At 43.9% G+C, this 11,908-nt stretch carries 11 protein-coding genes; 5 read left to right on the forward strand and 6 right to left on the reverse strand.

Translation table 11 applies throughout. From position 1 onward, the window contains the following. Positions 1–157: 157 nt before the first annotated feature. Together V7K41_RS27880 and V7K41_RS27885 are read right to left on the reverse strand one after the other, a co-directional pair. Positions 158–970, reverse strand: a complete 813-nt coding sequence (locus V7K41_RS27880; RefSeq protein ID WP_334853500.1) for a helix-turn-helix domain-containing protein — start codon at positions 968–970, stop codon at positions 158–160. A 29-nt stretch (positions 971–999) separates the two neighbouring features. Further along, a complete protein-coding gene (locus V7K41_RS27885; RefSeq protein WP_334853501.1) occupies positions 1,000–1,758 on the reverse strand; it encodes a pseudouridine synthase in 759 nt (252 codons plus the stop codon). Positions 1,759–1,893: 135 nt separating this feature from the next. Between V7K41_RS27885 and V7K41_RS27890 the strand changes: the two genes are divergently transcribed. After that, positions 1,894–2,607: an LmeA family phospholipid-binding protein gene (locus V7K41_RS27890; protein ID WP_334853503.1), complete on the forward strand. Its 714-nt coding sequence runs from the start codon at positions 1,894–1,896 to the stop codon at positions 2,605–2,607. A gap of 72 nt (positions 2,608–2,679) precedes the next feature. After that, entirely contained in the window at positions 2,680–2,940 is a 261-nt protein-coding gene (locus V7K41_RS27895; protein ID WP_334853504.1) for a hypothetical protein, read from the forward strand. Between the two features lie 136 nt (positions 2,941–3,076). Here V7K41_RS27895 and V7K41_RS27900 read toward each other — a convergent pair whose 3' ends face one another. Next, entirely contained in the window at positions 3,077–3,973 is an 897-nt protein-coding gene (locus V7K41_RS27900) for a phosphatidate cytidylyltransferase (protein WP_334853506.1), read from the reverse strand. 15 nt (positions 3,974–3,988) lie between these two features. Then, complete coding sequence (gene cbiT / locus V7K41_RS27905) at positions 3,989–4,591, reverse strand: precorrin-6Y C5,15-methyltransferase subunit CbiT (RefSeq protein ID WP_104905801.1); 603 nt, start codon at positions 4,589–4,591, stop codon at positions 3,989–3,991. A 95-nt stretch (positions 4,592–4,686) separates the two neighbouring features. Here cbiT and V7K41_RS27910 point away from each other — a divergent pair, with 95 nt between their 5' ends. The 3 genes from V7K41_RS27910 to tatA all read left to right on the forward strand — a co-directional run bounded on the left by V7K41_RS27910 (position 4,687) and on the right by tatA (position 7,772). Continuing rightward, entirely contained in the window at positions 4,687–6,123 is a 1,437-nt protein-coding gene (locus V7K41_RS27910; RefSeq protein WP_334853508.1) for a serine/threonine protein kinase, read from the forward strand. 182 nt (positions 6,124–6,305) lie between these two features. Further along, complete coding sequence (locus V7K41_RS27915; RefSeq protein ID WP_334853510.1) at positions 6,306–7,388, forward strand: DNA-methyltransferase; 1,083 nt, start codon at positions 6,306–6,308, stop codon at positions 7,386–7,388. Between the two features lie 210 nt (positions 7,389–7,598). Then, entirely contained in the window at positions 7,599–7,772 is a 174-nt protein-coding gene (gene tatA / locus V7K41_RS27920) for a twin-arginine translocase TatA/TatE family subunit (protein ID WP_094348761.1), read from the forward strand. Between the two features lie 48 nt (positions 7,773–7,820). On the opposite strand, the gene cphA is transcribed toward tatA, so the two are convergent. Together cphA and V7K41_RS27930 are read right to left on the reverse strand one after the other, a co-directional pair. Next, entirely contained in the window at positions 7,821–10,526 is a 2,706-nt protein-coding gene (gene cphA, locus V7K41_RS27925) for a cyanophycin synthetase (protein WP_334853512.1), read from the reverse strand. Between the two features lie 174 nt (positions 10,527–10,700). Beyond that, positions 10,701–11,564 (reverse strand): cyanophycinase, encoded by an 864-nt coding sequence (locus V7K41_RS27930; protein ID WP_104905797.1) that lies wholly within the window; start codon positions 11,562–11,564, stop codon positions 10,701–10,703. Positions 11,565–11,908 lie beyond the last annotated feature (344 nt).

Below are 11,908 nucleotides of genomic sequence, written 5' to 3' on the forward strand. Positions count from 1 at the left end.
GTGGGGCATGGGACAAGAGGCGGCAAAGGAAGAAGAAAAACGGAGATGAGTGAGCAGGGGAGCAGGGGGGAGAAATCAATTCAAAATTCAAAATTCAAAATTCAAAATTGAAGATTCAATCCCCATGCCCCATGCCCAATGCCCTATACTCCATATTTCAAAATTTAGGCTTGGCAGCAATCCTAACTTCTTCCTCTTTCCCTGGCTCTCCCATTTTCTTGGCTTTCTCTTGATTGACGCTCACCAACACACCACCAGCATTATCAGTTTTCACTGTCAGTTGCTCTTGGGCTTTCCAAATTCGGTGAGTTCCCTCTGGCAGAATACCCTCAAACTCGGTTTTGCCATCGGCTACTACACGAATCCAAGATGAGGCTTTCAAAGTCACACCAACCTGGACAACCTGTCCCTTTTGGACACCGCTGAGGATATCGCTGACAGGTTGTACCTGCGTTGACTCTTTTAGTTGAGCTATTTCTGGTTTAACAACGGACTTTTGTTTTGGATATGGCTGGTTTGGGCTATTACTTGCTTGTAGTAACGCGTTATTTAATAACTGAGATAAGCCATTTACAGAGCATACTATTAGTAATATGTAAAGAAAGTAAAGATGAATCGGACGTAGTTGAGCCAGGGGTGAAGTATTACCTCTACTTAGAGGGCTAACTTGTGCAGAACTGACCGGAAAAGTGCCAGAAAATTCTACTCCATTCAAGCCTAGTGCATCGGCAAATTGCCTGATCAAACCCTGAATATATACTGGTTCTGGCAGATCGTTTAAATTACCTTCTTCGATCGCCTGCAATAATCGTCGGGGAATCCTGGTCAATGCAACCACTTGTTCTAGGGATAGACCCCGTTCTTGACGCAATGCCCAAAGTTGAGCGCCTAATTCTGCCAACTTTTCGGCTCGTTGTTCCTCTAATGAAAGTGATGGCTGGTGATTATTCTTCTTTCTTAGCCATTTCATGCCTACTGACACTCCTTAATTCCACTGAATCAATAATTAGGTTGCGTTATCTGGTCTTGCAAAAAGTGAATCTCATAATCTTTGAGGGAACGATATTTACCCTCTGACAAAAAGGGTTCTTTTAGAGTTTGTAATTGAATTGGGCCGATAGCAGTCCGATGCAGCTTGATTACTGGGTATCCTAACTGTTGGGCTATCCGGCGAATTTGGCGATTTCTTCCCTCCTGCAACACTATTTCTAAAACGCTTTGCTCGTTACGATCTTCTATTAGATGTACCTTAGCAGCCCTAGTTTTTCTACCTTCCAACATCACACCTTGACGCCACATCTGTAGTACTGTTTCTGGAGGATGTCCTTTGACCAAAACATGATATGTCTTGGAAATACTGTGACGTGGATGGGTTAATCCAAATGTCAGTTCTCCGTCATTAGTCAGGATTAATGCTCCTGTAGAGTCTGCATCTAAACGACCAACTGGATGAATACCTGAACCCTCCCGTAATTCTTTCGGTAGTAAATCTAAGACTGTTGGTCTTCGATGAGGGTCGTAGCAAGTCGAAACCACTCCCGGTGGTTTATGCAGCAATAGATATATTAAAGCCGGACGCTGCTTTTGGGATACAGGCTTACCATCAATTGCGATCGCATCTTTTTCAGGATCGACTTTTTGACCTAAATGTGCCAATACCCCATTAATCCGCACCCGTGAGTGCCTAATCATTTCTTCGGCTTCACGACGTGAGGCGATACCCCATTGAGCGAGAATTTTTTGTAACCGTACCTCCATGTGGAAATTGCTTATTTATTGTTATCAATTAAATGATATTTGCATTGTGTAGCGAGTAGGCAGAAATGTTACATTTAAAGCTTATTTAATTTATGTTCGGTTGTTGAATAAATACTCATAAACAAATTAGTTTAGATGCCAGATCAAAATTCCCAAACAACAAGTGCAAATAAAATCCGCATAATTACGCAGGTACTCACAACAGCCGTCAAGCTCTGGTTAAGAGCGCAGGTCAGCCAAATATCGAAATTAGAAGTGGAGATTAAAGCTAGCGATCGCCAACTTTTCTCTGGACGCATTCCTTCGGTATCTGTTTTTGCTACTCATGCAGTTTATCAAGGTCTCCTAATTACACAAATTCAATTAATAGCAGAAAATATTCGGGTAAATATCGGTTCCGTACTCAAGGGAAAAGCCCTGCGACTGTTAGAAACAGTACCAGTGGTTGGCGATTTAATCGTAGACGAGAAGGATCTGAATGCTTCTCTCTCATCAGACTTATTATCGACTGCTTTGAGCGATCTATTGGTTAAGGTTTTACCAACAGATTACTCACAGTCACAACCAATCAAGTGGCAAGAAATTCTCCTTGGGAACAACCAAATTATACTGCGAGGTTTGAAAGTCACCAATAGTGAAACAACGCCTCTAGAGATTTGTCTGGGCTTACACTTACTCAGTGGGCATGAGTTGCAACTGGCACATATCCCAATCAAGCCCGATCGGGGAGATATATTAAAAGGCAATTATGAGTACAATCTGGATCTTGGCTCAGATGTCGATATCCAAGAACTAACGCTGATCCCAGGCAAGCTGGTGTGTCGTGGACGGATTAACGTTAACCCTTGATGATTAAAAATTAAAAACTAAAAATACCAATTACTTATCCTAAATAATATAACGCTTCTCGAAGTAAGGGCAGTGGGGGAGCAGGGAGCAGGGAGCAGGGAGCAGGGAGCAGGGAACAGGGAGCAGGGAGCAGGGAGCAGGGAGCAGGGAGCAGGGAGCAGGGAGCAGGGAGCAGGGAGCAGGGAGCAGGGAGCAGGGAGCAAAGGAAGAAGAACCAACCAATGCCCTCAGCATCTACAATCCAATGCTAATGGCGTATTCCAGCAACCACACGCCATTGCTAGTCTGAGTAACTTACCCACGCCCTTGCTGCGATCGCACCCGAAAATGTAGACATAATTACTTCATTTTCCGAGATTTTTGAGTTGGGAGACTACAAGGTACTGGTGTGTAAGCAAGGGTAACAATAAGGACGTACCCACTCAACGCAAATCCACTCAATTATGATGCTTTTGTTCTTCACTTTTGTTTAAGTCCCGCTATCTGTTATCAATGGCAATAGCAATGTCACAAAATAGTAAACCAAAGGAGCTGTGAAAATATAACTATCGGTACGGTCTAAAATACCACCATGACCAGGGATTAACTGCCCAGAATCTTTAACTCCAGCATCCCGCTTGAGCATAGATTCTGTGAGATCCCCTAAAAGACTAGCAATGCCAATCAGCAAACCCAATGCTAAACCAGTGAAGAGAGATTTAGGCAAGTGAAGATAATAGGCTCCTGCTATGGCTACGGCAACACTTGAAATAATGCCAAAGACAGCACCTTCTACAGTTTTTTTCGGGCTAATGTCAGATAGACGGGTTTTACCAAAGAATTTGCCAATGGTGTAAGCTCCGATATCAGCTGCCCAAATACACAAAAAAGTCAGTAGTGTGGCTGTAAAACCTTGTGCTAAGGAAGCGGAATTTGCCTTTTCCCAGAAATCTGTCCAGGTTGTGGGCCAGTAACCTCCAAAAGGGAGATTGCTAAAAGTAGCGCTATCAATTGCTCGTAACCGCACCCAGTAACTTGGTAAATAACCTACGTAAAATAGCCCCATAATGGAAGCGGAAACATCAGCGATCGTGGCAAATTTGGGTTGAAACAGCAGGTAAAAACAAATAAGTGTACCGGCTATTGGCATCACAGCGTCAGCTAAACTGCCATCAAGGGTGCAAATCACTAGCAAGACTTGGCTGACAGCCATAGTAGTTTTAGCGGCGGGAGCGATGCCTCTAGCTCGTACCAAATTAAAATATTCTTGTTGACCCAAAAAGATGATAACCGCAAAGATAATGGTAAAGTACCAACCCCCCAAAAGGGTTGCACAAAGAGCAAGAGCGATCGCAACAATTCCACTAATAATCCGAGACCAAGGCATAGAAGTATTTTGGATTTAGTCTAGTTTCTCACCACTGAGGATAAAAATGGGATCAACGGCGGTAAAAGTTTGAGAAAAGCCGCGTGTCTCTAGGCGGTTAACCGCAGATTGGACAACTTCGATATTTCTAGCCCTTAATAAAGAAAAGCTCTGGGAAATCGCATACAGACTTTCTAGATTAGCAGCTGTGGCTACAACCCGACCGGATGGCGGCAAATAATGCCAAGCTGCTTGCAGAATTTCCTGAATGGGGCGACCTCCCTCGATACAAACGCGGTGAGGGGTAATTTTGAGGTCATGCAAACACTCTGGGGCGCTGCCTTCAACAACTTCGACATTTTTCACATCAAAGCGATCGCAGTTACGCTTGATCAGATTAGCTACTTCTTCATCCCTTTCGATAGCAATAATCTGTCCGTCTGGACACAATAGCCCCACCTCTACCGGAATTGTACCTGTTCCGGCGCCAATATCCCACAACACGGAATCTGATTTTAGCCGTAGTTGGGCAATCAATAGTAGTCGGACTTCTCGCTGGCTCAGGGGAATTCCTGGCAAATGCTCGAATAATTCATCGGGAATACCAGGGGTAATATAAGGCCAAAGTTGGGAGGGCATAGAATTACGCAATTATACTAAAGATATCGATTTGCCGAAATTGAGAAGTCATAAGCTATAAAAACTTTTCAAAGGTAGCATTATAAGAAACCATAATGATTGGCGAAATATTAGGCGATCGCTACGAAGTTCAGCAGCTATTAGGCAAAAAAGCAGGGCGGCGGACACTTGTAGCTCGTGATTTAAATACTCAGGAATTAGTTGTAATTAAGTTACTCTCTTTTGGTAGTGACTTTGAATGGGATTCGCTGAAGCTATTTGAACGAGAAGCCGAAACTCTAAAATCTTTGTTACATCCCTTAATACCTCGCTATTTAGACTATTTTGAGGTAAATTCAACGACCATCAAAGGATTTGCCCTAGTACAAAGTTATATCCCAGCAAAAACCTTAGAGCAATACTGCCAATCTGGGCGGACTTTTACCGAAGCAGAAGTCAAAGAGATAGCCAAAGCACTTTTAGAAATTCTTATTTATCTACATGGTTTATATCCGCCTGTTATCCATCGTGATATTAAGCCTAGCAATATTTTATTGGGAGAGCGTTCGGGTAACAGTGTTGGTCAAGTTTACCTAGTAGATTTTGGCTCAGTGCAAACTGTCTTGGCTACAGAAGGTGGGACTAGGACTGTGGTGGGAAGCTATGGCTATATGTCACAGGAGCAATTTGGCGGACGCACGGTTCCGGCTTCCGATCTTTATAGCTTAGGTGCAACTCTAATTTATTTAGTGACGGGTACTCATCCAGCCGATTTACCCCAAAAGGATTTTCGGATTCAGTTTGAAGAAGTGGCTAATGTGAGTCCTGCATTGACTCGCTGGTTGAAGTCGATGGTTGAACCCAGTTTAGAACGGCGTTTGAGTTCTGCCGATCAAGCGATGTCTACGACGGGCTCCGCCTACGCAGCTTTAGAGAAACCACAACCGACAAACTTGCCTACTTTGGTTGTTGGCAAACCAGATGGGAGTAAGATTCAACTAACCAAAAATTGGGATTCTCTAGAAATTATCATTCCACCAGCTGGTTTCCATGAATCAATAGTATTCACAGGTTTCTTTGCGATCATCTGGAATTCATTTGTCCTGATCTGGACAATTAACGCTCTCTCAATAATCACTTTTCCTACCAACATCCTCTTTGCCTTGTTCTCACTTCCTTTTTGGGGTGCTGGCTTTATGATGATGTATAAATTTATCTTTAATTTGTTTGGAAGCATCTACTTACGCCTGAATCCAGAACAAATTACCCTAACCTGGGAGTTGTTTAGTTGGAAGTTTGAGCGTCCCCGTCCATCGCCAAGGCAAAGTGTTAATAAGTTGGTTTACATTCCAAAACACTTTATTAAAGGCTCTAAAGACACTAGAGTTGCTGTTCCAGCACAATTATATATTTGCTCAGGATTACAAAAATATCAGATTGGTGGAAACGATGGCGGTATTAAATCCGAAGTAGAACTTGAATGGTTAGCTCATGAATTAAGTGAGTGGTTAGGTTTGCCAATTACCAATCCAATGGGAAGTGAGTTGAGCTAGCGATCGCTTTGTTTAATGTGTCCAATTTGGCTTCAACCATACTTAACACAGAACTTATGTACTGAATATTGGTGCAGATACTTAGCAAATTGATCAAAAAAAATAGCTAACAGTTGGATAACTTATGCTTTTATGAATGATACTGTTTTCATATCCTGTACATATGTACTAAAAAAGTTTAGATGAGACTTAATTGTAATCCTTACTACGAAACAAAATTTGGTGCTGCTTATTTAGGAAACAGCCTAGAATTAATGGCAGGTATTCTCGACGAAAGTATCGATTTAATTTGTACCTCTCCACCATTTGCATTGGTTCGTAAAAAAGAATACGGAAATGTTGATGCTGAGGAATATGTTGAATGGTTTAAAGATTATGCAGCCCAGTTTTACCGTATTCTCAAACCAACAGGCTCACTAGTTATTGATATAGGTGGCAGTTGGATTAAAGGAATGCCAGTTCGTTCTCTATATCATTTTGAACTAGTTGTTGCTTTGTGCAAAGCAAAAGAAAAAGGCGGACTTGGATTTTATCTGGCACAAGAATTGTATTGGTATAACCCAGCAAAACTACCCACCCCTGCCGAATGGGTAACAGTTCGCAGGGAAAGAGTTAAAGATTCAGTAAATACAATTTGGTGGCTGTCAAAAGAACCGCATCCTAAAGCTAATAACAGAAGGGTTTTAAAGCCTTATAGTGATGCGATGAAAAACCTTCTAAATAATGGGTATAAACCCAAAATTAGACCATCAGGCCATGATATTTCCGATAAATTTGGGAAGGACAGGGGAGGAGCCATTCCCCCGAATATTATTGATGGACGTTGTAGTACAGACAAAGAAGAAATTGGGCAACAGACTCTTATACAAGAAACTTTATTTGAAGATTTAGTCCAGCCCGTAAATGTAATTTCTGCCTCGAATACTGCTTCCAACGATTATTACCAAAGGCGTTGCAGACAAGAAGGTTTTAAGCCACATCCAGCAAGATTCCCTCAAGCTTTACCAGAGTTTGTCATCAACCTTTGTACAGAACCAGGTGATATTGTTTTAGAACCTTTTGCTGGTTCTAATATGACAGGTCGAGTTGCAGAAACTTTACAAAGACGCTGGTTAGCTTTTGAGATTGATGAAAACTACATCAGAAGCTCAAAACTGAGATTTGAAGAAAACGCTCCTTTGGTTGTTGAACCTCCAGCAGATTTACCACCAATAGTAACAGAAAATGCTGATAATAAGCAGTCAGTACAGTTAGGACTGTTTTAATAAAGGTACTCCAACTAATCAGATGTTTTAAGGAAATTGCAGAATGGAGTCTAATCAATTAAAAAGGTTTACTTATGGACAATACTTGAGAATTTTAGTTCTATTTATACCCTATTTTACAAGATGTAGAGTGTTTATCAGTGGCGAACTCATCGGATTTGAGCCATCAATGTCTATATTTAATTACAGATGCCTTAGAGGAATATTTATATGTTTGGACTGGGATGGCCAGAAATAGCTGTAATTAGCATAGTCGCTATTTTAATTTTCGGCCCAAAAAAAATTCCCGAACTGGGGACTGCACTGGGCAAAACCCTACGAGGTTTTAAGGAGGAAATGAAAACTCCCAGCGAGGAAACCAATCAGGAAGAAGAAAAACAGTAATTAAAGGAGTCAGGAGAAGCCAGCGCGGTGCTTCCTCCTGATTCCTGACTACAGCAAGGTATTAACAACAGAAGAAGGTGTGATTCCATTTTGGGAATCGATAACAGTTGTGCCGGGATTTTGTTGGTGTGTCTCTTCCTTGGCTAAACCACGCAGCTTAATTAACTTAATAGCCCTACTAACACTTTCTGGCAAAATTACCACTAGGCTGTTATCAGGAGCCATGTCTAAGCCTTTATTTATCGCTTGGGTTTCATCCAGAATCGATTCATAGCGGCTATCAGGCTTAACTTCCGTGATACCTTGAATAATCAACTGGGCAGCTGAACCCCGTTGGCGTCCCCGTGTATCATCGTCTTCTTTGATGATGATGTAATCAAAAATTTGTGCTGCTAATTTACCCAAAGTAACAAAGTCTTCGTCGCGGCGATCGCCTGGTCCGCCAATTACACCAATCCGTTGTCCTGTAGTCCAGTTCCGCACAAACGAACCTACAGCTTCGTAACTGGCTGCGTTGTGAGCATAGTCTACCAGAGCATGGTAATTGCCTAAATTAAATAAATTCATTCGTCCCGGTGTTTGACTAACTGAAGCCCGGAAAGTCCTCAAACCAGCACGAATCTGCTCAATTGTGACGTTTTGCACGAATGCTGCCAAACTTGCAGCTAAAGCGTTGGCAATCATAAACGGCGCACGTCCGCCCATTGTTAAAGGTATATTTTCTGCTTTTTCTATGCGATGTGTCCAATCACCTTTAACAATTGACAAATAGCCATTTTCATATACTGCCGCGACTCCGCCCTTTTGGATGTGCTTCCGCACTAATTCCGAATTGGGGTTCATCGTGAAGTAAGCAATATTAGCCTTAGTTTTTTCTGACATGGCGGCGACGCGGCGATCGTCGGCGTTAAGTACCACATAGCCATCAGGGAATACAGCTTCTGCTACTACACTTTTGAGGTTAGCTAACTGCTCAATGGTATCTATATCGCCTATTCCTAAGTGGTCGGCGGCCACATTCAATACTACCCCTACATTTGCGGCTTCAAAGCCCAATCCAGAGCGGAGAATACCACCGCGAGCCGTTTCCAGTACTGCTACTTCTACTGTGGGATCTTGGAGGATGACGTGGGCACTTTGGGGGCCTGTATTATCGCCAGATTCTACTAAGTAATCACCGATATATGTTCCATCAGTAGTAGTATAACCTACTACTTTACCAGTCTGTTTATAAATATGTGCTAGTAGTCGAGTCGTGGTGGTTTTACCATTAGTACCCGTGATGCTGAGGATGGGAATTTGGCTAGATTGCTCGTTAGTAAACAGCATATCCATCACTGCGCCAGCAACGTTGCGGGGAATACCTACGCTTGGGGCAACGTGCATCCGAAAACCGGGAGCGGCGTTAACTTCGACAATCACGCCATCCACTTCCCGCAGAGGACGGCTAATATCTGTGGTGACGATATCAAGTCCGGCGATATCCAAACCGATAATCTTGACTACTCGTTGTGCCAACCAAAGATTTTCTGGGTGAATTTCATCGGTACGGTCTACGGCACTACCACCTGTACTCAAGTTTGCTGTTGCCCTGAGATAACAAATAGTCCCCTTGGGTGGCACACTATTTAGGGTGTAACCTTGCCTTTCTAGGAGCTGGTAGCTGGTGCGGTCTAGTTCAATCTTGGTCAGGACGTTATCATGTCCTTCACCGCGATTCGGGTCAAGGTTTGTTTCCTCAATCAGTTCGGAAATGGTTGATCTGCCGTTGCCAATGACATGAGCCGGGACGCGCTCGGCTACTGCTACTACTTTCCCATTTACCACCAGTACTCTGTGGTCACGTCCAACGTAATATCTTTCGACAATAATTGACCGGGAAACCTGTCTGGCAGCTTCGTATCCGGCTTCAGCTTCTTCCCAAGTTCTGATATCAATGGTGATCCCACGTCCATGATTGCCATCCAGAGGCTTGATGACGATGGGATAGCCACCAACTAATTCAATGGCTTGTTCTAAATCGTCTAAGAAGTTGATTACTGTACCTCTGGGTACTGGCGCACCAGCAGCAGCAAGGATACGTTTAGTGGCTTCTTTATCGCAAGCTAGTTCTACACCCAGAATGCTGGTGTTGTCTGTCATTGTGGCCTGCATTCGCTTCTGGTTCACGCCGTAGCCTAGCTGAATCAAAAAGCGGGCTTCCAGCGCCATCCAGGGAATACCTCTTTTTTCTGCTTCTTTGACGATCGCTTCTGTGGAAGGGCCTAAGGAAGCATCACGGGAAAAGTCTTTCAGGTCTTGGATATCTTGCTCTAATTCTGCTTTGGGATAACGGCCTCGATCAACGATACTCTGGCACAGCCGTACTGCAGCTCGTCCAGCGTAGCGTCCCGCTTCCTCATTCAGGTACTCGATTACTACTTGGTAAATTCCGGGTGTGGCAGTTTCGCGGGTGCGACCAAAGCCGACATGCATCCCAGCTAATTCTTGGAGTTCTAAGGCTACGTGTTCTACTATGTGGCCGATCATAGTGCCTTCTTTGACTCGCATCAGAAAACCACCGCGACAGCCAGGCGAACAATAGTGGCCCTCCAGACTTGGCAGCGCCTCAACTAATCCTTCATAAAAGCCAGGGATTTCATTCGAGGGCGTCTCGCCAAGGTTTTCTAAATCGAGGCGCATGACGATCAGTTTGTGGCGTCGAATGCTCCAATAGTTTGGGCCGCGTAAGGTCTGGATCTTGAGAATTCTCATGGGAATAGGTAGATGGAGATTCGGAACCAAAATTCTAGTTTCTTACTGGAATTGACCGCTAAACTGTTCATAAAAAACAGTTTTTTCTTTTTACATGGTATTCTTATCATTTTTCTACGGTAAGAAATAATAAATGTGCGGTCAACTCAGTGTAACCTCAGATACTCTATCCCGTCAGCTGGAGATTCGGTGTACAGCAGGCAATACAGTCCGCTGGTACAAGTGAAAGCGATCGCCGTAGCTGAGGATATGGAGACGTAAATTATGCACGGTTAACGGTTCATTAGCACCGACATGGGGTTCGTTAGTATGGGTCAGCTCAGTGGGATCGACAATGGTGACACTGCCTTTGCCCATAACTTGTAGCCAACCATCACGTTCAAAAACGGCACAAGTATCTTCGTCAATGCCAATACCTAAGCGATCGGGATGAGCTGCGATCGCACTAATCAGTCGCCCCATTCGATTACGGTTGTGAAAGTGTTGGTCAACGATTACTTCCGGAATAAATCCCAAGCCTGTTGCCATATCCACTAGGGAACGATTGGGCGCCTCTCCACTACCGCCGCCAGCAATCATGTGATGCCCCATCACCGCCGCTCCTGCACTGGTGCCTGCTAACGTAAGTTGCCCCGCCCTCACCCGCTGGCGAATAATTTCCATTGCTGGCGTATCTGCCAATACGCCACAAAGACGCAGTTGGTCTCCTCCTGTCAAAAATACCCCACTACAGGCTTCTAAGGATGCTTTGATCTGGGAGGCTTCACACTGTTCTCGTTCGCGAATGTCTAATATCTCTACCTTTTGGGCACCCATTTCTTCAAAAATGCGAATATACCGACCACCGATGATGGCAGGTTCGCGAGAGGCAGATGGAATTATTGTAATATAAGCCTTACTAGCACCGGCGCGTCCAAAAAAAGTTCGTAGGATTTCGCGCCCATGAACTTTATCTTCTGCACCTCCGATAACCAGAACGGCGGTTTTAGTTGCTTGGGGTGTCCTCATTTCTAGCGATTTAGCTTGTAATTGCGGCATTTTGGTTCTCCTGTCAACAACTTCAGGAGCCATCGCTTTGGACGGGTTCCCCGGCTTGTGGCGAATGGCGTGTGAATTTAACAAGTTCAGTTGCCTGATAATTTTTGCGCTTTGCTTCTTTGAGAGAACACTTTTTGGAAGTTTGGAACTGGGGAAAGCCACTCTCCAAATTCTCGCTTAACGCTCGCGTTGCCTCAGTCTAAACGTGTTTGTTCCCATTCCTCTCTCGCCAGCGCCTTGTTTTTCACCTGTCCACTTGCAGCAGGGCAAAATAGTCTTTAAGTAGCTAGATTTCCCCTTTAGAGTTGGGGACGAGCAGTTAAGACTACGCTTTTTTCTGAGGC

This window comes from Nostoc sp., from assembly GCF_036917415.1.
Taxonomy (GTDB): Bacteria; Cyanobacteriota; Cyanobacteriia; order Cyanobacteriales; family Nostocaceae; genus Nostoc.